The sequence below is a fragment of the Umezawaea sp. genome, from assembly GCF_057122925.1.
This window is the reverse complement of sequence record NZ_DBNGPQ010000173.1, coordinates 1-20802: the sequence shown is the minus strand read 5'-3', so window position 1 is coordinate 20802 and position 20802 is coordinate 1. Positions and strand designations below refer to the sequence as shown.

Below are 20802 nucleotides of genomic sequence, written 5' to 3'. Positions count from 1 at the left end.
CGGGTCAGCGGTGGTGGGCTTTCCAGGCTTGTTCGGCGGCGTGGTAGCCGCTCATGCCGTGCACGCCCGCGCCTGGCGGGGTGGCGGCTGAGCACAGGTACATGCCTGGAACGCCGGTGTAGTAGGGGTTTGGGGTGGGTCTTGGGCGTGCGACCATCTGCCACGGGGTGTTGGCGCCGGTGAGGATGTCGCCGCCCACGTAGTTCGGGTTGCCGGCTGCCAGGTCGCTGGTGGACCTGGTCGAGCCGGCCACGATCCTGGTGGAGAAGCCGGGGGCGAAGCGCTCCACCTGGTTGATGATCGCCTGGGTGACGTCGTCGGCGCAGGCGTGGGGAACGTGGGCGTAGGCCCAGATGGGGTGGATGTTCCCGGCGGATCTGGTGGGGTCGGCCAGGTACTGCTGGCCTACCAGGACGAACGGGGTGTCCGGCAGGGTGCCGCGGTGCACCGCCCTGGCCGTGTCGATGACCTCTTGAGGGCTGCCGCCCAGGTGCACCGTTCCGGCTCGTCGGCACGCCTCGGCTGTCCAGGGCACTCCGTCGCGGACGGCGAAGTCGACCTTGAAGGCGCCGCTGCCGTGGCGCCAGCGCCGGTAGGCCCGCCGCACTCCTGCTGGTAGGTGGTCGCCGAGGATGGCCGCCGCGCCGCTCGGTGACGTGTCGAACAGGACCAGGTCGGCGCGGGGCAGGTCGGTGAGGGAGGTGACGGGGTGGGAGGTGGTGATCCGGCCGCCTCGTTCCAGCAGCAACCGGGCCAGCGCGTCGGTGATCGCCCGTGATCCGCCCTCGGCGACGGGCCAGCCGACTCGGTGGCCCGCGGCGATCAGCACGGCCGCGACGGAGGACGTGAGCGGGCGGTTGAGGTCGTGCATGACGTGGGCGGCGATGCCCAGGAACAGGCTCTGTGTCGTGTCGTCGGTCCACGTCCTGCGCAGCAGGGCGGCGGGTGGGAGGGCGCGCAGGCCGAATCTCGCCACGTCCAGGGGTCTGCCGGGCACGCGCAGCAGCGGGCCCAGCAGGTCCGGGGCGGTGTGCTCGACGCGGTCGGCCAAGGGGCCGAAGAGTTGGCGCCACCGCTTCCCGTCGTGTTCGGACAGTCCGGCCGCGGTGGTGTCGAGCGAGCGGTGCAGCGCTCCGCAGGTCCCGTCGTCGAGCGGGTGGGCGACCAGCACGTCCGGGTGGCGCCACCGCAGGCCGTGGCGTTCCAGGCTCAGTCCGCGCAGGAACGGGGAGAGCGCGGCCATCGGGTGCACCGCGGAGCACTCGTCGTGCAGCGTGCCCGCGACCAGCTTCTCGGTCGTCCTGGTGCCGCCGCCGACGCGGTCCGCGGCCTCCAGCACCGTCACCGCCGCCCCGCGCCCCGCCAGCGCCACGGCCGCCGCGAGCCCGTTGGGGCCGGAGCCGACCACGACGGCGGTCGTCGTGTCACGCATCGGCGGCCGGATCGCGGAGCACGGCGGTCAGCTTCGGCTTGTCGTGCAGGACCAGTACCGCGCACAGGATCGTGTAGCAGGCGGCCAGGTACTTCACGAACGGGTAGTCGAACGCGAAGTCCATCAGGGTGATGTTGAGGCCGACCGCGAACAGCGCCGCCGCGCCGACGAAGGTGGTGCGGCGGAACAGGAGCATGGCGGCGGGGATGAACTCGAACAGCCCCGTGACCCGGCCGTAGAACGGGGAGTAGCCGTAGAAGGCCCACACGAGCGAGGTGCCGTCCACTGTGGACTTCGAGATGGTCCAGTCGCCGTAGTGGTACTGGCCGCCCAGCAGCTTCACGCTGCCGTAGGCGAGGAACACGGCGGCCACGAGGAGTCGGACGGCGAGGACCGCCTTGGACTTGGGGCGGGTCCAGATCACGGGACCTCCAGGGTTGGTGGGGACGTCGCGGTGCCCATCGTGGTGAGCGGAGGACCCGCGCGGACCGTCCCACCGGTCCGATCGTCGAGCCTTCGGGAGGAGGCACCTCCTCCCTCGGGAGGAGGCGGAGGTCCGTCGGAGTACCTAGGCTCGGGTGTTGTGACGGAGGACTCGACCTGGCCCGCCGGCGTGCGGTGGGCGATCCGCTTCGGCCCGCTCGCGCTGGCGCCGGTCGCGCTGTTCTTCCTGTTCGAGCCGCGGGGCACGCTGACGCCGGTGGTGTGGGCGGTGACGCTGGTGGGCAGCGCGCTGGTCGTCCTGGGCGACCGGTGGCCGCTGGCCGTGAGCCTCGCCGAGTCGGGGCTGCTGGCGCTGGCCGTGGTCGTGAGCCCCGCGAGCATCGGCATCGCGCAGCTGCTGGCCGGGCTCGCGCTGGGTGAACTCGCGATGAGACGGCCGTGGCTGCCGCGGCTGGCGTGCGGGACCACCGCGGCGTGCGCGGTGGGGTTGTTCTACCTGGCCTCGCAGCCCGGTGCCGAACCGGTGCCCACGGTGCTGCGGGTGCTCATCATGGTGGGGTTCCCGGTGCTGGTCGGGCGGCACCTGCGGTCGTCGCGGGAGCTGGCCGGGCGCTACCGCCGGGAGGGTCTCGACGCCGCGCGCATCAGGGACGCCGAGGTCCGCGCGGCGCGGGAGGCCGAGCGCACGTCGATCGCCCGCGAGCTGCACGACCTGGTGGCCCACCACGTGTCCAGCATCGTGCTGCGCGTCGGTGTGGCCCGGCACGTGCCCCCGGACGTCGACGCCTACCGGGCGGCGCTGGACGACGTGCACGCGACGGGCTCCGACGCGCTCCAGGACCTGCGCGACCTGGTGTCGGTGCTGCGGGCCCCCGGCGCGTCGGACACCGCGCTGCTCGGTCCGGACGCCCTGGACCCGGCGCTGCGGCAGGCGGTCGAGCGGTGCGAGCGGGCGGGGTTCGACGTCACCGGCGCCATCACCGAGCGGGGTGGCGGTCTGGACTCGGTGCGGCGGCTGGCCGTGCTGCGGATCGTGCAGGAGTCGCTGACCAACGTGATGCGCCACGCCCCCGCGGGCGCAGCCGTGGAGGTCGACGTGCGCGGGACCGCCGACCACGTCGAGATCGGGGTGTCCAACGACGGTGCCGCGCGCCCGTGCGCGGGCGGTCGGCCGGGGCACGGGCTGATCGGCATGGCCGAGCGGGTCACGGTGCTCGGCGGCACCTTCAGCGCCGGTCCGACACCGACGGGTTGGCACGTCGCGGCGCGGCTCCCGCGAGCGGGTTCGGGGGCGCACCGGTGATCCGCGTCGTGCTGGTCGACGACCAGCGCCTGGTCCGCGCGGGGCTGCGGATCCTCTGCGACTCCGCGCCGGACGTGGAGACCGTGGCCGAGGCGGCCAACGGGCACGAGGCGGTGCGGGTCGTGGACGAGCACCGCCCGGACGTCGTGCTGATGGACCTGCGGATGCCGGGTGTGGACGGTGTCACCGCCACCGCGCGCATCCTCGAACGGCACCCGCGGACGAGGGTCGTGGTGGTCACGACGTTCGACGACGACGAGCACCTCTACGGGGCGCTGGCGGTCGGCGCGTACGGGTTCCTGCTCAAGGACTCCGCGCCCGAGGAGCTGCTGGCGGCGATCCACCGGGCGGCTGCGGGCGAGCCGCCGTTCAGCCCGGCCGTGCTGCGGCGGGTGGTCAGCCGGGCGGCCGGACGGCACCGGCCCGCCGCTCGGGAGGAGGTGCTGCCGCCGTTGACGCCTCGTGAGCGGGACGTGCTGGTGCTGCTGTCGCACGGGTTGAGCAACGCCGACATCGCCGAGCGGCTGCACCTGGGCGTGACCACGGTGAAGACGCACGTCGGGTCGCTGCTGACGAAGACGGGCGCGGACAACAGGGTTCGGCTGGCGCTGCTGGCCTACGCCGCGGGGATCCGGACGTCCTAGTGGCCCTTGCGGGTGGAGGCGTTGCGGACCCACACCCACAGGGCGAGGGCGGCGAGGCTCGCCACGACGATGATGTCGATGGTGCGCGCGGTGGCGGCGGCGGCCGGTCCGGTCTTCTGCACCACGGAGCCGGTGTTCTGCGCCGGGGCCCGGGTGGTCTCGGTCTGCGCGGCCAGGACGGTGGCGTCCCCGACGAGGGTGATCCTGGCGGGGACGCACTGCGTCAGCGGTGCGGTGCAGGAGGGGGACACGGCGACGCCGTCGGTGGCGACGGCGCTGCCGACGACGACCAGCAGCAGGAAGGCGGCGGCCAGGAACCCGGTGAGCACCGCCGCTCGCACGACTCGAAGGATCACCACGCCAGTCCTCCCCCGGTGGGAACCGATGGACGCCAACGGGTGGGTGTACGGACGGGGCTGAAGGTCGGCTCATCGAGACGGGCGAACGTTATCCCGCCGTTATCCGCTGGGCCCGGTACGTCGCGGCGGCGCTGGTCGCGGAGGCGGCGATGATCGCCGACCCGACGACGATCCCGCTGATCGCGATCGGCATGCCGTCGGTGAGGCTGTAGCTGCGCAGGGTCTGGCCGATCGACCAGATGCCCAGTACGGCCGTGACGACGCTCAGCCACGGGGCGTCCAGCGGCGCCATCGCGCGGACCATGGACAGCACCAGCACCCCGCCGCCGATCGACACGACCACCCAGAACCCGGCGAGGTCCTCGCTGATGACCGAGCGGTCGAACGCCAGGGGCGCGATGATCGACCAGACCGCGGCCAGGAAGCAGATGGTGCTGGAACGACTGGCGACCGCGATCAGCTTCAGCACGACCTCCTCGGCGTGCCACTGGGCGGACTCTTCCACCGGACCCTCCGTGCTTCGTTCGGCTTCCTCCGCAACACTTCCACGACTCGACGGGTGTGTCGATCATGGGGGTCGTGCCGGGGGAGATCACGAGCATGGACGACCGCGCGCTCCTTGTCGAGGTCACGCCCTCCCGCGTCAGCTCCGCGCGGCGCCGAGCACGTCCGCGGTGAACCCCGCCGCGGTGGCCAGGTCGACGAGGTCGCGACCGCGGCCGGCGGGCAGCAGCACCAGCGGGTAGCAGTCCGACTCGATGTCGAGGACGGCGAGGGCCGTGCCCGCCTCGCGCAGCCGGGTGCCCGCCAGTTCGAGGAAGTCGTGGGTGGCGACGTGGATGTCGGTGTCCTCCAGCCAGATCCAGGCCCCCGCGTTCGCCGGGGTGGACCGGAGGGTCCGCAACCGGTCGACGACCTCCCGCGGGTCCTCCTTCCAGTCGACCTCGGCGAGCAGGTCGCGGTCGGCGAGCGCGTCCACGAGGGCGATCCACGCCAAGGTGGGGACCGGTTCGTCGACGCCGCGCTCGTCGAGCTGGTCGGCGTGCGCCCGCAGGTAGGCCTCGGGGTCGTCGTGGGCGCTCGTCACGCGGTCGGCCACGTCGTGCTCGCCGGGCGCGAGCAGTGCGGCGAGCGCGGCCAGGGCGTCTCGAACGGTCGACGGCATGCGGGTCCTCCAGGTGCCTGAGCGGGTGACGACCATAGCGGGGCGCCCGTGACGGCCGGCTCGCAGCGCGATCAAGCCCGCCTTCCTCGGGCGGAAGCCGCAGGTGTCGAGGTAGAACGGTTCGAGGTGGTCGGCGAGGTCGACGTGCGGCCACTCGCACCCGGCGGCGCGGGCGTGGCCGGCGGCGTGGGCGACGAGCTGGCGGCCCACTCCCCGGCGCCGCACCGCCGTGGCGACCAGGGTGTCGAGGATGAACGCGTGGATCGCGCCGTCCCACGCGACGTTGACGAACCCGACCAGGTCGTCCTCCCGCTTCGCGCAGACCCAGCCGAGGCTGTGCCGGTTCACCTGCGTCCACCAGTCGTCGTCGAGGACCCGGTGGTCGAAACCCTCGGCGTGCAGGGCGTTGACGGCGGCGTTGTCGAAGTGGCCGCGCCACTCGTAGCCGAACATCGCGGCGCGGTGGGGAACCGGGCGGCGCGGCGTCCAGCGGGTTCAGCCGAGCAGGCGGGTCAGTTCCACGCGCGAGCGGACCTCCAGGCGGGCGAAGATGTTGCGCAGGTGGTGTTCGACGGTGCGGTGGCTGATGAACAGCTGCGCGGCGATCTCTCGGTTGGTGGCGCCCTCGGCGACCAGCCTGGCGATCTGGGACTGCTGCGGGGTCAGGTCGGTGCTGGGGGCGGTGCGGGTGGGGACGATGGTGTCGCCGGAGGCGCGCAGTTCGGCGCGGACGCGGTTGACGAAGTGCTCGGAGTCGTACTGCTGGAAGATCTTCAGGGCGTCGCGGAGGTGTTCGCGCGCGGCCTTGGGTTGGCGGCTGCGGCGGAGGCGGTGGCCGTAGAACAGCTCGGTCTTGGCCAGTTCCATCGGGGTGCCGCCCGCGCGGTGCAGGCGGATGGCCTCGCGGAAGTGGTCGTCCGCCACGGGTTCGGCGCCGGCGAGCAGGGCGCGGGACCGGTGCGACAGCGCGAGCCTGGCGGGGCAGCCGGTGCTGATCGCCCAGCCCTCGTACTGGCGCAGCACGTTGGCGGCCTTGGCCTGCTGGCCGCACGCCACCGCCGCCTCCACGAAGTGCGGCGCGGTCATCACCTTGATGCCCGGGTGGACGCGGCCGGTGCCGACGGCCAGCAGCCGCAGCCGGTTGAGCGCGTCCACGGGACGGTCGTCGACCAGGTCCACGCACGCGAGCGCCCACGAGCTGAACGTGCTCGGCCTGCCGAGCCCGCGCCGGGCGACGTCGGCGGCGGCCAGGTGCAGGCGGTGCACGGCGGTGGCCTTGTTGCCCTGCAACGCCGCCATCAGCGCCAGGATCGTCAGGTGGTCGACCACGGTGTTGGGCTGCCCCATCGCGGTCGCCTCGCGGACGCCCTCCAGCGAGCTGTCCAGCGCGATGGAGTGCTGGTCCAGCAGCAGTGCCGCGAGCGACCGGTAGACCAGCGCCCACGGCACGAGCGAGACCATGCCGCTGTCCCGCGCGGCGGCCACGGCCTGGGTGGCCAGCTCCAGCGAGCGGGTGGCGTGGCCGAGCACGTAGGCGGCCTGGCTGCCCCAGATCTTCGACCGGGGGTCGGACAGGCCCGTGGCGAGCCGCGTGGCCCGGTCCAGCGCGGGCATGGCGACCCGGTGGCGGCCCGCGAACGTGGCGGCCATGCCTTCGAGGTGGTCGAGCATCAGCTGGGTCACGGGCGGTTCGTCCGGCAGGCGCAGGCTCGCGGCACGGGCGGCGGTCGCGGCGTGGTCGGCCTGGTCGCCCGCGATGCTGCCCGCCTCGGCGGCGAAGACCAGCGCGGTGATGGCGAGGGTGCGGTTGGAGTCGAGCAGGTCGTCCGACGCCTTCAGCAGGCTCCGGACGGCCGAGCCGGGGACGCCGTCGCCGAGTTCGATGCCGCCGCGCACGAACTCCGCCATGCCGCGCAGCTCCCGGCCGCGGGTGTGGGCGCGGGCCTCGCGGAGCATCGCCCGCGACCGGCGCGGCCTGCCGACCGACCAGTGGTCGGCCGCGGCGGCGATCAGGTGGCCCGCCCTGGCCTCCGGTAACCGGGTGAGCGCGGCGGCGCGCTGGTAGGCCTGGGAGGACGCGCCGTAGTCGCCGGAGCGCCTGGCCCGCTCGGCCGCGGCGGCGAGTTCGGCGGCCTGCCCGTCGGTCGCGCCCCGGCTCATCGCCGCGTGGTGCCACAGCCACCGCGACCGGTGCTGGTCGGGGTCCAGGACGCCCACGAGCAGTTCGTGCGCCCGGCGGTGCTCGCTGATCGGCACCTCGGTGGCCAGCACGGACCGGGTGAGGCCGGTCGACACGGCGACGTGCTCGCCGCGCAGCACGAGCAGGCCGCTGTCGCGGGCCTCCTCCAGCGGGTCCAGCTCCAGCTCGGCGTGCACGACGGTGTCGAGTTCGAGGTCCTCGTCGGCCACGGCCAGCAGGACGAGCCGCCGCGCGTCCGGTGACAGCGCCCGGAACCGGGTCCGCAGGCGGGCGCGCAGCACGCTGTCGGGCGGCAGTTCGCCGGTGCGCGCGAGTTCGACCAGCGCGAGGGGGTTGCCGCCCGCGCGGTCGAGCACGTCCTCGGCGAAGTCCTCCGACACGCCGAGGGGGTTGTGGTCGGCGAGCAGGGCCATCGCGGCGGGGTCGTCGAGCGGCCTCAGGGGCAGCACGGGCAGGCCGGTGAGGGGGTTGTCGCCGCGGTGGGGTTCCAGCGCGAACAGCACGGCGAGGCGGTGGTCGGCGACGCGGCGGGCGAGGAACGCCAGTGCGTCCAGCGACGGGCGGTCGAGCAGTCCGGCGTCGTCGACGAGCACGAGCACCGGGCGCTGGGTGGCCAGGTCGCACAGCAGCCGGTGGACCTCGGCGTGCAGGGCGAACGTGCGGCGCGGGGTGGCGCCGGGCGCGAGTCCGACCGCGATCCGCAGCGCCTCGGGGAGGCGGTCGGCCAGCGGGTGCAGGAGCCGGTGCAGGCCCGCGAGCTCCAGGTCGGTCTCGTCCGGCACGCCGTGCGCGGTCAGCACGCGGAAGTCGGCGGTGCGCGCCAGGCGCAGCAGCGCGGTCTTGCCCGACCCGAGCCCACCCGTCACGACCAGGGCCGATCCGCGCCCGGCCCGCGTGGTGTCGAGCAGCTCCCGAACGGCCGCGCGCTCCTGCTGCCGTCCACGCAAAACGACCTCGGGCGCCATAGCGGACAGTGTTGCGCGCGTGTGACGAGATGGGGAAGGGCTCTGCCCGAATTTACCTATCAACGTTAGTTTTGAGGGCCCACGACTGGTGGTTCCACCGATGCCGCGCACGGGTGATCCGCCCAGACTGCTGCGAATCACCACCGTCCGGGAATCGAGACCAATGACGATCACTTCCCACGAGAAGTTGCTGGATGTAGGCGGTGTCACGGTCCGGTTCGGCGGACTGGTGGCCCTGAGCGAGGTCTCCCTGACCATCCGACCGCGGACCGTCGTCGGCGTCATCGGACCCAACGGAGCGGGCAAGACGACGCTGTTCAACGTCGTGTGCGGCTTCATCCGACCGGAGACCGGCGAACTGCGGTGGAAGGACGAACCGCTGCGCAAGCACCGGCCCGACCAGCTCGCGGGGCTCGGGATCGCCCGAACACTACAGGGACTCGGCCTGTTCGGCGGTCTCACGGTGCTGGAGAACGTGATGACCGGTGCGGGCAGGCTGGCTCGCACGGGCGCGCTGGCCTCGCTGCTGGGCACGGGCAGGTCGGCGCGGGACGAGCGCGACCTGCGGGACCGGTCGATGGCCGTGCTGACCGAGCTCGACGTCGCCCACGTGGCCCACCTGCACCCCGGCGCCCTCCCCTACGGCGTGCGCAAGCGCGTGGCGCTGGCCCGCGCGCTGGTGTCCGAGCCCGAGCTGCTGATGCTCGACGAACCCGCGAGCGGCCTGTCCAGCGGTGAGATGGACGAGCTGGCCGACCGCATCCAGGGGCTGACCGAGAAGACGGCGGTCGTGCTGGTGGAGCACCACATGGACCTGGTGATGCGGGTGTGCGACGAGGTGGTGGTGCTCGACTTCGGCGAGGTCATCGCCTCCGGCACCCCCGACGAGGTGCGCGCCGACCCCGCCGTCGCCGACGCGTACCTCGGCACCGCACCAGAGGAGCTGCCCAGTGCTTGAGATCGAGGGCGTGACCGCCCACTACGGGCTGGTGCGGGCGCTGTCGGACGTGAGCCTGAAGGTGGAGGAGGGCAGCATCACCGCCATCCTCGGGGCCAACGGCGCGGGCAAGACGACGCTGCTGCGGGTGATCAGCGGCCTGGTGCGGGCCGGTTCGGGGCGCGTCACCGCGTTCGGCCGGGACATCACGGCGATGCCGACCGACGCCATCGCGCGGTTCGGCGTCGCGCACGTGCCCGAGGGCGGCGGGGTGATCCCCGAGCTGACCGTGGAGGAGAACCTGCGGCTCGGGGCGCTGTGGCGGTCCGACCGCGCGGACCGCGCGAAGGCGCTGGACGAGGTGCTGGAGCTGTTCCCCCCGCTGGTCCCCCGGCGCGGCAAGCCCGCGGGAACGCTGTCCGGCGGTGAGCGGCAGATGCTCGCCATCGGCCGCGGGCTGATGGGCAGACCCCGGCTGCTGCTGCTGGACGAGCCGTCGCTCGGGCTGGCGCCGCTGGTGGCCGCGAGGATCATGGCGGTGCTGCGCGACCTGCGCGCCGACACCGGGTTGACCGTGCTGCTGGTCGAGCAGAACGCGCGCAGCGCGCTGTCCATCTCCGACCACGGGTTCGTGCTGGGGCTCGGCGAGGTGGTGGCGTCCGACGACGCCGCGACGCTGCTCGCCGACGACCAGCTCCGCCACGCCTACCTCGGCTTCTGATCGGAAAGGGAGGCCGATGACGACGTTCGTCAACCTGACGCTGGCAGGCCTGTCCAGCGGGGCGGTCTACGCCGCGCTGGGCCTGTCGCTGGTGATCATCTACCGCGCCACGCGCGTGGTGAACTTCGCCCAGCCCGCGCTCGCGCTGATCTCCGCCTACATCGCCTACTCCGTCACCAAGGGCACCGGCAGCTACTGGCTGGGGTTCGCCGCGGCGATCGTGGTGGGCACGCTGCTGGGGCTCGCGGTGGAGCGGCTGCTGATCCGGCCGCTGCGCGACGCGGGCGAGCTGAGCGCGATCATCGCGACGCTCGGGCTGCTGCTGGTGCTCCAGGCGGTGTCGGGGATGATCTGGTCCAACGAGCCGCACGCGTTCTCCTACGCGTTCGACTTCCGCGGCCGGTTCTCCGCCGCCGACCTGTTCGCCGTGCTGGCCGTCGTCGTGACGGCGGCGGGCGTGCTGCTGCTGTTCAAGTTCACGTCGCTGGGCCTGCGGATGCGGGCGGCGGCGTTCAACCCCGAGGTGGCGCGGCTGCTGGGGGTCCGGGTCGGCGTGATGCTGACCATCGGCTGGGGCCTGGCCTCGGCCGTGGGCTCGCTGGCCGGGATGCTGGCCGTCCCCCCGTTCATCTCCCCGACCACGTTGGACGAGGTGTTCGTGTTCGCGTTGACCGCGGCGGTGCTGGGCGGGCTGGACAACCCGCTGGGCACGATCATCGGTGGCCTGGCCCTCGGGATCGGGCTGTCGTACGTGTCCGGCCTGCTGGGCCCCGAACTGGTGCCGTTGGCGGCGCTGGCGATCCTGGTCTCGGTGCTGGCGGTGCGGCCCGCCGGTCTGTTCGGTCGAGCTACGGCGAGGCGGGTCTGATGCTGAACAAACTCCCCCCGGTCGTCGTCCACCTGCTGGCGGCGGTGGGCGCCCTGGTTCTGCTGGTCCTGCTCACCTTCGCCACGGACCCGTTCACGAACCTGCGGATCGCGACCGTCGGCTACTACCTGATCGCGGTGGCCGGGCTGGCGCTGCTGACCGGGTTCAACGGCCAGGTCTCGCTGGGGCACGGCGCCTTCATGTTCATCGGCGCCTACACGGTCGCGCTGCTGGTGAAGCGGGTGCCCGCGTTCCCGATCTGGGCCGACCTGCTGCTGGCGACGGTCGCGGGCGGTGTCGCCGGACTGCTGGCGGGCGCCGCGGCGGCCCGGTTGCGCGGCCCGTACCTGGCCGGTGCCACTCTCGCGCTGGCCGTGGGCCTGCCCGCCGTGACGCAGCGGTTCCCGGAGCTGCTCGCGGGCAGCAACGGGTTGAGCTTCACGGTCAACAGCCAGCCCGCCGGGCTCGTCGGGACGATCCCGTCGACCCGGTGGCAGGCCTGGATCGTGTGGCTGGCGGTGCTGCTGGCGCTGGTCGTGCTGGCGAACCTGGCGCGCGGCAAGCTCGGCCGGACTCTGCGGGCGGTGCGCGACGACGAGGTCGCCGCCTCCCTGGCGGGTGTCCACGTGGGACGGACGAAGATCCTGGCGTTCCTGGTGAGCTCGGCGTGCGGCGGACTGGCCGGTGGCCTCCAGGCGTTCCTGCTCGGCACGGCCGCGCCCGGCTCGTTCACCGTGGCGCTGTCGCTGAGCCTGCTGGCGGCGCTGGTGCTCGGCGGGCTGGGCAGCCTGTGGGGCGCGCTGTGGGGCGCCATCGCGCTCGTCTACTTCCAGGTGTGGACCGACGACCTGGCCGAGGTGCTGAGCCTGCGCAGCGACATCTCCGACAACCTCCCGCTCGCCCTGTACGGCGTGGTGCTCATCGTGATCGTCCTCGCCTTCCCGGCGGGGATCCAGGGCGGCCTGCGCAAGCTGTGGGTCCGGGTGCGACGCCCGGCCCCTTCTCAACGAGGAGAACTATGAGAAGCAGTCGATCCGCCACCGCGATCGTGCTGGCCTCCGCGCTGGTGCTCGCCGCCTGCGGCGGAGCGGGTGAGACGCCCACGGGCAGCGGCGGCTCCCAGAACGGCGAACCCGCTCCGGGGGTCACCGACACCGAGGTCGTCATCGGCACGCACCAGCCGCTGACCGGGCCTGCCGCGCCGGGCTACAGCAAGATCTCCGTGGGCGCGAGGGCCGTCTTCGACTACATCAACGACGGCGGCGGCATCAACGGCCGCAAGATCACCTACAAGGTCGAGGACGACGGCTACAACCCGACCAAGACGGTCGAGGTCGTCAAGAAGCTGGTGCTGGAGGAGAAGGTCTTCGCGCTGGTCGGCGGGCTCGGCACCCCGACGCACTCGAAGGTGCTGGACTACCTCACCTCCGAGGGCGTGCCGGACCTGCTGGTGTCCTCGGGCGCGCTGATGTGGGACGCGCCGGACAAGCACCCCAACACCTTCGGCTACCAGGTGGACTACACCCGCGAGGGCAAGATCCAGGGCCAGTACATCAGGGACAACCTGGCGGGCAAGAAGGTCGGCCTGCTGGTGCAGAACGACGACATCGGCACCGACACGCAGAAGGGCCTCGACCAGTACATCAAGGACCAGATCGTCGACCGCAAGACCTACGACCCGGCCAACACCGACGTGACGCCGCAGGTCTCGGCGTTGCAGGCGGCGGGCGCCGAGGTCGTGGTGTGCGAGTGCATCCCGGCGTTCACCGCGCTGACGATCCTGACCTCGTTGAAGATCGGCTACAAGCCGCAGCTCGTGGTGAGCAGCATCGGCGCCGACCCGGCGACGTTGACCGGCCTGGTCGAGCAGTTCGCGAAGCAGGGCGGCACGCAGGTGTCCGGCGGGGCGCTGCTGACCGGCATCATCGGCACCCGCTACCTGCCGAGCGTGCGCGGTGAGGACGACCCGTGGACGGCGCTGTTCAAGGAGATCCACGGCAAGTACATCCCGCAGGAGGCGTTCACCGACACGCTGGTCTACGGGATGGTGATGGCGTACACGTTCGGCCAGGCCCTCAAGGCCGCGGGCAAGGACCTGACCCGGCAGAAGATCATGGACGCCATGTCGTCCGGTGAGCTGAAGGGGCCGGGGCTCACGCCGTTCGCCTTCGGCAAGGACAGCCACGCGGGCTACACCGGCGCGCTGGTGTTCCGGATCGAGGCCGACGGCAGCGTGAAGACGTTGCAGGAGGCCAAGGTCACCGACCGGGAGACCGGCGAGGTGAAGGCGTACGACGAGAAGCGGCCGACCCCGCAGGAGGTCAAACTGGTGGGCTAGTGGTTGCACCGATGCGGAGCCCCGCATCGTGGCAGCAGGATGGGACGTGCCGGCAACCGTTGTGGCACAACGGGTTACCGGCACCGTCCCTCCTCCACGATTCGGGGTGTACAACGACGTGCAGCTTCGCAGCGTTTTCACGACGGTGACCCTGACGGCGGCGCTCCTGGGCGCCACCGTCACGGCCTCCCCTGCCAGTGCCGCGGAAAACCCCTACGAACGCGGCCCCGCTCCGACGAACTCCAGCATCGAGGCCTCCCGCGGGCCGTTCGCGACCTCCTCGACGTCGGTGTCGTCCCTGTCCGCCATCGGCTTCGGCGGCGGCACGATCTACTACCCGACCAGCACGGCGTCCGGCACGTTCGGCGCCGTGGCCATCTCCCCCGGCTACACCGGCACCCAGTCCACGATCTCCTGGCTGGGTCCGCGCCTGGCCTCGCAGGGCTTCGTGGTGTTCACCATCGACACCATCACCACGCTGGACCAGCCGGACAGCCGCGCTTCGCAGCTGCTGGCCGCGCTGGACCACCTGACCCAGCGCAGCACGGTCCGCAGCAGGATCGACTCGACCAGGCTCGGCGTCATGGGCCACTCGATGGGTGGTGGCGGCTCCCTGCGCGCCGCCGCCGAACGTCCCGCGCTCCAGGCGGCGATCCCGCTGACCGGGTGGCACACCGACAAGACCTGGGGCGACGTCCGGGTGCCGACGCTGGTGATCGGCGCGGACGGCGACTCGATCGCGCCGGTGGCGTCGCACTCCTCGCCGTTCTACAACACCCTGCCGTCCACTTTGGACAAGGCGTACCTGGAACTGCGAGGCGCCTCGCACTTCACGCCGAACTCGTCGAACACGACGATCGCGAAGTACAGCATCTCCTGGCTCAAGCGGTTCATCGACAACGACACGCGGTACGAGCAGTTCCTCTGCCCGGCACCGTCGACGAGCCTGACGATCGCGGAGTACCGGGACACCTGCCCGCACTCCTCCTGATCGCCACCTCGTGACCGGGGTCCCGCCGCGAGCGCACGCGGCGGGGGCCCGGTCCTCGGCGTGCCCGGTAGCGGCACGGCCCCGGCGGACGATCACCAGAGGGGGCGGGGAGTCCGCTCCGCCGATCGTCCGGGGAGGGCGCATGTCCTGGTTAGCCAAGCTGGTCGCGGTGGTCGCCGCGTTGAGCCTGGTCACGTTCGGAACCGCGTACGCGCGGAACGCACCGGTGGCGGCGGTCATCACGCCGACAGCGGGCGCGAGCGTGCCGGTGGGGGTGCCGGTGCTGTTCACCGGCATCGCGGTCAACGGTGAGACCGGCGGGATCACCTCCGTCGAGCTGAGCGTGGACGGCGGGTCGACGTGGGTCGAGGTGGGCACGACCGAGAGCTGGCGGTACGTCTACACGCCCACGGAGGTGGGTGACCTGACCGTGGTGAGCCGGGCGGCCACGGCGGCGGGGATGGGCGAACCGACCGCCCCGAGGACCGTGCACGTCGGGAGCACCGGCCCGCTGCGGCCGATCAGCGGCCTGTACTACTTCCTGCTGCCGGACGCGGTCTCCGCCGCCGACACCGACGCGGAACCGGTCGAGGTGGGGATGCGGACGCGGTTCGACCGGCCGGGCTCGATCACCGGGGTCGCGCTGCGGCGGGGCTCCTACGCCGGGCCGATCACCGTGCGGGTGTGGTCGAGCGCCGGGGTGCTGCTGGGCGAGCAGGTCACCGCGGAGTCGCGGATCATGCTGACCACGCCGGTCCCCGTGACAGCGGACGAGGACTACGTGGTGTCCTACTACACGCCCGAGGGCGGGTACCGGTCCTCGGAGCACTACTTCACCGGGACCGTGGTGTCCATGCCGTTCACCGCGCCGCACGACGGGGTCAGCGGCGCGGGCGTCTACCGCTACGGCGTCGGCGGCGGGTTCCCGACCGACACCTGGCACGACAGCAACTACTGGATCGCGCCGTACTTCCAGCGGTGACCCGAGCCGTGCGGGCCGCCGCGGACCCGTGGCGGCCCGCACGGCCCCTTGCTTTCCCCAGAGGTCTAGACCACACTTCCGAGCACTCTGGCCGCCGCCACGACCGGATCGAGGGAAGATGGGCAGGTTCTCCTTGTTGGCCCTGGGGACGGCCGCGGCCGTCGCGGCGGGGCTGCTGGCCGCGACCGGCTCGGCCGTCGCGGCCGGGCCGTCGGCGACGTTCCGCAAGGTCTCGGACTGGGGCACCGGCTTCTCCGGGGAGTACACCGTCACGAACGCGGGCAGCTCCCCGCTGAGCGGCTGGAAGGTCGAGTTCGACCTGCCGCCGGGCTCGGTGATCGGGAGCGCGTGGGACGCCACGATGACCAGGACCGAGGACCGGTTCACGTTCGTCGACAAGGGGTGGAACGGGACGCTCGCGCCCGGCCGGACGGCGTCGTTCGGGTTCAACGGCTCGCCGGGCGGGGCCGCCGCGGTGCCGTCGAACTGCCGGGTGAACGGCAAGGCGTGCGACGGCAGCACACCGGACGACACGACGGCGCCCTCCGCGCCGCAGAACGCCCGGTCCACGGCGAAGACGGCGAACACGGTGTCGCTGGAGTGGGCCGCGGCCACGGACGACGTCGGCGTCGCCGGGTACGAGGTCTACCGGGACGGGCTGCCCGCGGCCTCGGTGAGCGGCACGACCGCCACCGTCGACGGGCTGGCGCCGGACACGGCGTTCACCTTCACCGTGCGGGCGAAGGACACCGCCGGGAACCTCTCGGGCCTCAGCGCGGCCGTGGTCGTGAAGACCGACGCGGGTGGCACGCCGCCCGCCGGGTGGCACCCGCCGTACCTGTCGGTCGGCACGGTCTACGAGCCCTTCGACGGCACGGACCGGTTCTTCGACCGCGTCCGGCCGCGCTTCCCCGAGGGCCGGAACGTCGACCACGGGTACCTCTACCTCAACGGCGGCCAGCAGATCGGCGAGTGGAAGGCCCGCGCGGAGCGGTTGGCGGGCAAGAGCAAGGCGAACGGGCTGACGCCGGTGTTCGTCGTGTACGCCATGGGCGGCAACAGCGACCAGCCCGGCGTCATGTGGTCGAACCTCCAGAGCGCGGCCTACGTGAACCAGGTGTTCGGCGGGCTGCGGGAGGTCGCGCGGAGCGCCTCGAACATCATGGGGTCCGGCGAGGTCGGGTACGTGGTCGAGCCGGACACCCTCGGCTACCTGCTCCAGCAGTACGCGGCGGCCTACGGCGGCGACCCCGACCGGATGCCCGCGGCCACCAGCGGCGCCTACGACTCCGGCGCGCTGGTGCGCGGCGTCGACCCGGACTTCCCGAACACGCTCACCGGGTTCGTCAAGGCGGTGAACCACTCGCTCAAGAAGCACACGCCCCACGGCTTCCTGGGCTGGCAGCTCAACCTGTGGGCCGCCCCCGGCGCGCCGGGCAACGGGATCGTGCACTCCACCGAGGCGTTCGGGTTCGAGGCGGGCAAGCAGCGCATCGTCGACAACGCCCGCGCCAACGCCGCCTTCGCGCTGGAGGCGGGCATCGGGTACGCGGCGGAGTTCGTGTCGATCGACAAGTACGGCCTCGACGCGATGTGCGCGGAGCCCGCCCTCGCGGCCGACCCGGCGCGGGCCACGTGGTTCTGGAACAACGACCTGTGGCACAACTACCTGCTGTTCGCGAGGACGCTGCACCAGGCGCTGTCGCTGCCGGTGGTGCTGTGGCAGGTGCCGGTCGGCCACGTCAACGGCACCACCAGGAGCAGCCCGACGGAGTACAACGCGTCCGGCCGGTTCCCGGAGCTGCCGAACTCCACGCAGCGGTGCGAGGACTCCGCGTCGACGTTCTTCTTCGGCGACACGTTCACCGCGACCGGCGCCCGGTTGGAGTACTTCACCCGCAACGAGTGGCGCGACCCGAAGCTGACCGTCAGCGGCGACACCGTGACGTGGGGCGCGCACTTCCAGGAGGCGGCGGACGCGGGCGTCGTGGCGATCCTGATGGGGGCGGGCGTCGGCACCGCCACGCGCGGGGTGCCGCAACCCGCCAACACCCCGGCGGTGCCGGCGGACGCGCCGACCGACGGGTACTACTGGATCACCCGCGTGCAGGAGTACTACGCCAACCCGGTGCCGGTGGGCTGAGGTGGCGGGTACCCCGGCCGTCGGTCGGGGCGCCCGCTCAAGCCTGGTCGCGCCGGTTCCTCGTGACCAGGTGGACGGCGACCGCGGCGACCACCGCGCAGACCACGTAGATCCACGGGCCGCCCAGTCCCAGCCAGTGCGTCGCGGTGGCGGCGAGGACGCCGAGCAGCACCAGCGCGATCACCAGCAGCGGCCTCGGTGCGTTCCGGCGCACGGCGGGTCTCCGTTCCACGGTCGGCGGGTGGGCGTCGGGCATTCGGTTCCCCGATCGGGGGCCGGGCGCACACGGGTGCGGCTGATCGCCCGAACGCACCAACCGTAGCGCCCCGTCGGTGATCCGCGATCACCTCAGGGGGCGGGACGGCTGCCCCCTCGATGCCTAGGAGGGCGCATGTCCTGGTGGTCCAGGCTGGTCGCGGTGGTCGCCGCGGTGGGATTGGTCCTGTCCGGCACCGCGTACGCGGAGGACGCGCCGCGGTCGGTGGTGCTCACACCGACGACCGGGGCGAGCGTCGAGGTGGGTGTTCCGCTGCTGGTCACCGGGACAGCGCACAACGGTGAGGCGGGCGGGATCATCTCCGTCGAACTGAGCGTCGACGGTGGGACGACGTGGTTCGAGGCGGGCACCGGCGAGCACTGGCGCTACATCTACAGACCCACGGCGGTCGGTGAGCTGTCGATCGTGAGCCGGGCGGTGACGGCGTCCACGACCGGCTCGCAGACCGGTCCGGTCACCGTTCACGTCGGCGAGGCGGGCAGTCCGCCACCGGTCGGGTGCGAGTGCTTCTTCTCGCTGCCGTCCGCGGTGGTGGCCGACGACGAGGACCTGAACGCCGTGGAACTGGGGATGCGGACGAGGTTCGACCGGGACGGCGAGGTCACCGGGATCGGTCTGCTGCGCGGCGCGTACGGCGGGCCGGTGACGGCGCGGGTGTGGTCTGGCGCGGGCGACCTGCTGGGCGAGCAGGTCGGTGGGGGGACGCGGATCCTGTTCGACCCACCGGTTCCCGTGAAGGGCGGGGCGGACTACGTGGTGTCCTACCACACGCCCGCGGGCGGTTACGCGTCGACGGAGCGGTACTTCACCGGCACGGTGGTCCACGCGCCGTTCACGGCGCCGCACGACGGGGTCAGCGGCGCGGGCGTCTACCACTACGGCGACGGTGGCGGGTTCCCCACGGACACCTGGCGGGACAGCAACTACTGGGTCGCGCCGTACTTCCGGTCGTGAGCCCACCGGTGGCCGCATAGGGTCGGCCCATGCTGCTGCTCGTTCCGGCCGACCCGCTGCGCCCGACCCGTCCCGACGAGCACTTCGCGGCGGAGGCCCGCGCCGCGCGGGACGCCGGTGTCACCGTGGCGGTGGTCGACCACGACGCGCTGGCCCGCGGCGGTGCCGTGGACCGCGCGGTCGGGCGGGTGCCGGAGGACGACGACGCGGTGTACCGGGGGTGGATGCTGCGCGCCGAGCACTACGCCGGGTTCGCCTCGGCGTTGGCGCGGCGCGGTGTCGGCCTCCGCACGGGTGCCGAGCAGTACCGGCGGGCGCACGAGCTGCCGGGCTGGTGGGCGGACCTGGCGGCGGTGACGCCGGAGTCGGTGTGGACGGAGGGGCCGGGGCGGGCCGGGTTCGACGAGGCCCGACGGGAGCTCGGTGCGGGTGCGGCGGTGTTGCGCGACTACACCAAGTCCGTGAAGCACCACTGGCACGAGGCGGCGTACATCCCCGACCTGGCGGACGCCGAGGCGGCGTGGGCCGTGGCCGCCCGGTTCCTGGAGCTGCGCGACGACGAGTTCACCGGCGGGTTCGTGCTGCGCCGGTTCGAGGAGTTCACGGGGTCCGAGGTGCGGACGTGGTGGGTGGGCGGCGAGTGCGTGCTCACCGGTCCGCACCCGGACAGCCCGCACGACGTGGTGGGGTCGCCGTCGCTGGAGGTGGTGGCGCCCGTGGTCGGGAAGGCGGGGCTGCCGTTCGTGACGGTGGACTTCGCGCTGCGGGCCGACGGTGCGTGGCGGGTGGTCGAGCTGGGTGACGGGCAGGTGAGCGACCGGCCCGTCACGATGGTGCCCGAGGCGTTGGTGGCAGCGCTGTTCGCGGTGTGACGGTGGTTCGCCTTCGGTGGGCCCGGTGGAACGGTCGACCACAACCGAGTCAGGCGGTCCAGCGCGGATCGCGGCCGGTGTGGGCGACGACGCGGTCGAGCTGGGGTGCGTCGGCGGCCACGGGGACGGGTGGGCCGAAGGGTCCGCTGGGGTCGCCGTTCGGTTGGGGGGCGACCAGGGCTTCGAGGACGTCCAGCGAGCGGTCGTCGCAGGTGAAGGGTTGGCCGGTGGCGCGGGCCAGGTCCCAGCCGTGGATGACCACCTCGTCGAGCGCGAACCTGCCCATGACCTCGGCGGGGAGGGTGACGCCGCCCGCCTGGGTGTCGCCCTCCCACGCGTCGGGCTTCGACCAGGCTTCGGCCAGCGCCTCCAGGCGGGCGGGGACGCGCGTGCGCCAGTCGGGGTCCGGGTCGGGGGTGGTGGGCGTGTCGAAGTCCTTGCGGGCGGCGGCGCTGAAGGCCTGGGCGAAGCCGTCGACGTGGTCGATCAGGTCGCCGACGGTGAACTCGGTGCACGGGGTGCGGGCGGCGAGCTGGTCGTCGGTCACGCCCGCGAGCAGGTGCGTCAACCGCGCGACGGCGGGGGTCAGGTCGATCTGGTCGGTCATGGAACGGCTCCTTCGTCGTGGTCTCGCAGGGGGTAGACCGCGACCGCGGCCGGAAGTCATCGCGGGACGGGTCAGTCCAGGTAGAGCGCGCCGAGTCGGGGCAGTCTCCTGGCCATCTCGGTCTCGTCGTCGAAGTCGAAGCCCCAGTCCGGGTCCAGGTCCGGGTAGCGGATGACGCCCGCGCCGCGCGGCAGCTGCTCGCCGGTGGCCTTGAGGTGGGCGTTCCACGCGATGCCGAGCACGTCCTCGCCCTCCAGCTCGTCGCCGTCCGGGGCGGCGGCGATGACGGCGGGCACGTCGGCCAGGGAGTCGGGGTCGGCGACCACCCGGTCGTGCACCTCGCGGCCCTGGGCGACCAGCCAGCCGCGGAAGTAGTCGAAGCCGTCGTCGGAGCACCCGCCGTTGATCAGGTACGCCGCCGCCCACAGCGGGTTGCGGTACGACTCGGCCATGACGTCCCAGAACGCCTGCTGGGCGGCGACGATCTCCGCGGGCGGACGGGTCGCGAGCAGCGCGCTCGCCTGCTCGGCGACCGCCGCCGGATCGGTGGGGTCGGCCGCGCGGGCGCGGGCGGCGGCGATCAGCGCCCAGAACTGGTCG

At 72.8% G+C, this 20802-nt stretch carries 21 protein-coding genes; 12 read left to right on the top strand and 9 right to left on the bottom strand.

The window, feature by feature from the left end:
* Positions 1–4 precede the first annotated feature (4 nt).
* Both AC156L_RS38600 and AC156L_RS38595 read right to left on the bottom strand, forming a co-directional pair.
* Positions 5–1432: a phytoene desaturase family protein gene (locus AC156L_RS38600; protein ID WP_330873525.1), complete on the bottom strand. Its 1428-nt coding sequence runs from the start codon at positions 1430–1432 to the stop codon at positions 5–7.
* Entirely contained in the window at positions 1425–1856 is a 432-nt protein-coding gene (locus tag AC156L_RS38595) for a hypothetical protein (RefSeq protein ID WP_330873526.1), read from the bottom strand. The genes AC156L_RS38600 and AC156L_RS38595 overlap by 8 nt, the downstream gene beginning before the upstream one ends.
* A 159-nt stretch (positions 1857–2015) precedes the next feature.
* Between AC156L_RS38595 and AC156L_RS38590 the strand changes: the two genes are divergently transcribed.
* On the top strand, positions 2016–3179 hold the full coding sequence (locus AC156L_RS38590; RefSeq protein ID WP_330873527.1) for a sensor histidine kinase: 1164 nt from the start codon (positions 2016–2018) through the stop codon (positions 3177–3179).
* The gene (locus tag AC156L_RS38585; protein ID WP_330873528.1) at positions 3176–3823 is read left to right on the top strand and encodes a response regulator transcription factor; all 648 of its coding nucleotides are present in this window, start codon (positions 3176–3178) and stop codon (positions 3821–3823) included. Before AC156L_RS38590 ends, AC156L_RS38585 begins: the two co-directional genes overlap by 4 nt.
* Here AC156L_RS38585 and AC156L_RS38580 read toward each other — a convergent pair.
* The 4 genes from AC156L_RS38580 to AC156L_RS38565 form a co-directional block, all read right to left on the bottom strand.
* Positions 3820–4182 (bottom strand): hypothetical protein, encoded by a 363-nt coding sequence (locus tag AC156L_RS38580; protein WP_330873529.1) that lies wholly within the window; start codon positions 4180–4182, stop codon positions 3820–3822. The two genes, AC156L_RS38585 and AC156L_RS38580, sit on opposite strands and share 4 nt — an antisense overlap.
* An 88-nt stretch (positions 4183–4270) precedes the next feature.
* On the bottom strand, positions 4271–4687 hold the full coding sequence (locus tag AC156L_RS38575; RefSeq protein ID WP_330873530.1) for a hypothetical protein: 417 nt from the start codon (positions 4685–4687) through the stop codon (positions 4271–4273).
* A 138-nt stretch (positions 4688–4825) separates the two neighbouring features.
* The gene (locus AC156L_RS38570) at positions 4826–5800 is read right to left on the bottom strand and encodes a GNAT family N-acetyltransferase (protein ID WP_330873531.1); all 975 of its coding nucleotides are present in this window, start codon (positions 5798–5800) and stop codon (positions 4826–4828) included.
* 42 nt (positions 5801–5842) lie between these two features.
* Positions 5843–8512 carry a helix-turn-helix transcriptional regulator gene (locus AC156L_RS38565; RefSeq protein WP_330873532.1) on the bottom strand — a complete coding sequence of 890 codons (2670 nt, stop codon included), beginning with the start codon at positions 8510–8512 and terminating at the stop codon, positions 5843–5845.
* A 163-nt stretch (positions 8513–8675) separates the two neighbouring features.
* Here AC156L_RS38565 and AC156L_RS38560 point away from each other — a divergent pair, with 163 nt between their 5' ends.
* The 8 genes from AC156L_RS38560 to AC156L_RS38525 all read left to right on the top strand — a co-directional run bounded on the left by AC156L_RS38560 (position 8676) and on the right by AC156L_RS38525 (position 17492).
* A complete protein-coding gene (locus AC156L_RS38560) occupies positions 8676–9470 on the top strand; it encodes an ABC transporter ATP-binding protein (RefSeq protein ID WP_330873533.1) in 795 nt (264 codons plus the stop codon).
* The gene (locus AC156L_RS38555) at positions 9463–10170 is read left to right on the top strand and encodes an ABC transporter ATP-binding protein (RefSeq protein ID WP_330873534.1); all 708 of its coding nucleotides are present in this window, start codon (positions 9463–9465) and stop codon (positions 10168–10170) included. Before AC156L_RS38560 ends, AC156L_RS38555 begins: the two co-directional genes overlap by 8 nt.
* A gap of 16 nt (positions 10171–10186) precedes the next feature.
* Entirely contained in the window at positions 10187–11038 is an 852-nt protein-coding gene (locus tag AC156L_RS38550) for a branched-chain amino acid ABC transporter permease (RefSeq protein ID WP_330873535.1), read from the top strand.
* The gene (locus AC156L_RS38545; protein WP_330873536.1) at positions 11038–12060 is read left to right on the top strand and encodes a branched-chain amino acid ABC transporter permease; all 1023 of its coding nucleotides are present in this window, start codon (positions 11038–11040) and stop codon (positions 12058–12060) included. The genes AC156L_RS38550 and AC156L_RS38545 overlap by 1 nt, the downstream gene beginning before the upstream one ends.
* Positions 12057–13376, top strand: a complete 1320-nt coding sequence (locus tag AC156L_RS38540) for an ABC transporter substrate-binding protein (protein ID WP_330873537.1) — start codon at positions 12057–12059, stop codon at positions 13374–13376. Before AC156L_RS38545 ends, AC156L_RS38540 begins: the two co-directional genes overlap by 4 nt.
* Before the next feature lie 118 nt (positions 13377–13494).
* The gene (gene bdeA / locus AC156L_RS38535; RefSeq protein WP_484407747.1) at positions 13495–14367 is read left to right on the top strand and encodes a bis(hydroxyethyl) terephthalate hydrolase; all 873 of its coding nucleotides are present in this window, start codon (positions 13495–13497) and stop codon (positions 14365–14367) included.
* 142 nt (positions 14368–14509) lie between these two features.
* Positions 14510–15349, top strand: coding sequence for a DUF4082 domain-containing protein (locus AC156L_RS38530; protein ID WP_330873539.1), 840 nt, complete (start codon positions 14510–14512; stop codon positions 15347–15349).
* 118 nt (positions 15350–15467) lie between these two features.
* Entirely contained in the window at positions 15468–17492 is a 2025-nt protein-coding gene (locus tag AC156L_RS38525) for a cellulose binding domain-containing protein (RefSeq protein ID WP_330873540.1), read from the top strand.
* A 37-nt stretch (positions 17493–17529) separates the two neighbouring features.
* Here the strand turns inward: AC156L_RS38525 and AC156L_RS38520 are convergent, their stop codons facing one another.
* Entirely contained in the window at positions 17530–17706 is a 177-nt protein-coding gene (locus tag AC156L_RS38520; RefSeq protein ID WP_330873541.1) for a hypothetical protein, read from the bottom strand.
* 177 nt (positions 17707–17883) lie between these two features.
* Between AC156L_RS38520 and AC156L_RS38515 the strand changes: the two genes are divergently transcribed.
* Both AC156L_RS38515 and AC156L_RS38510 read left to right on the top strand, forming a co-directional pair.
* Complete coding sequence (locus AC156L_RS38515; protein ID WP_330873542.1) at positions 17884–18723, top strand: DUF4082 domain-containing protein; 840 nt, start codon at positions 17884–17886, stop codon at positions 18721–18723.
* Between the two features lie 29 nt (positions 18724–18752).
* A complete protein-coding gene (locus AC156L_RS38510) occupies positions 18753–19595 on the top strand; it encodes an ATP-grasp domain-containing protein (protein ID WP_330873543.1) in 843 nt (280 codons plus the stop codon).
* Positions 19596–19644: 49 nt separating this feature from the next.
* Here AC156L_RS38510 and AC156L_RS38505 read toward each other — a convergent pair whose 3' ends face one another.
* Both AC156L_RS38505 and AC156L_RS38500 read right to left on the bottom strand, forming a co-directional pair.
* On the bottom strand, positions 19645–20202 hold the full coding sequence (locus AC156L_RS38505; RefSeq protein WP_330873544.1) for a TIGR03086 family metal-binding protein: 558 nt from the start codon (positions 20200–20202) through the stop codon (positions 19645–19647).
* Between the two features lie 71 nt (positions 20203–20273).
* On the bottom strand, positions 20274–20802 hold a 529-nt coding region (locus AC156L_RS38500; RefSeq protein ID WP_330873545.1), incomplete at its 5' end, for a DUF4240 domain-containing protein.

Coding starts and splice junctions, on each gene's coding strand:
- AC156L_RS38600 (WP_330873525.1), bottom strand. CDS start 1,432: ATGCGTGACACGACGACCGCCGTCGTGGTCGGCTCCGGCCCCAACGGG.
- AC156L_RS38570 (WP_330873531.1), bottom strand. CDS start 5,800: ATGTTCGGCTACGAGTGGCGCGGCCACTTCGACAACGCCGCCGTCAAC.
- AC156L_RS38565 (WP_330873532.1), bottom strand. CDS start 8,512: ATGGCGCCCGAGGTCGTTTTGCGTGGACGGCAGCAGGAGCGCGCGGCC.
- AC156L_RS38560 (WP_330873533.1), top strand. CDS start 8,676: ATGACGATCACTTCCCACGAGAAGTTGCTGGATGTAGGCGGTGTCACG.
- AC156L_RS38550 (WP_330873535.1), top strand. CDS start 10,187: ATGACGACGTTCGTCAACCTGACGCTGGCAGGCCTGTCCAGCGGGGCG.
- AC156L_RS38545 (WP_330873536.1), top strand. CDS start 11,038: ATGCTGAACAAACTCCCCCCGGTCGTCGTCCACCTGCTGGCGGCGGTG.
- AC156L_RS38540 (WP_330873537.1), top strand. CDS start 12,057: ATGAGAAGCAGTCGATCCGCCACCGCGATCGTGCTGGCCTCCGCGCTG.
- AC156L_RS38530 (WP_330873539.1), top strand. CDS start 14,510: ATGTCCTGGTTAGCCAAGCTGGTCGCGGTGGTCGCCGCGTTGAGCCTG.
- AC156L_RS38525 (WP_330873540.1), top strand. CDS start 15,468: ATGGGCAGGTTCTCCTTGTTGGCCCTGGGGACGGCCGCGGCCGTCGCG.
- AC156L_RS38515 (WP_330873542.1), top strand. CDS start 17,884: ATGTCCTGGTGGTCCAGGCTGGTCGCGGTGGTCGCCGCGGTGGGATTG.
- AC156L_RS38510 (WP_330873543.1), top strand. CDS start 18,753: ATGCTGCTGCTCGTTCCGGCCGACCCGCTGCGCCCGACCCGTCCCGAC.
- AC156L_RS38505 (WP_330873544.1), bottom strand. CDS start 20,202: ATGACCGACCAGATCGACCTGACCCCCGCCGTCGCGCGGTTGACGCAC.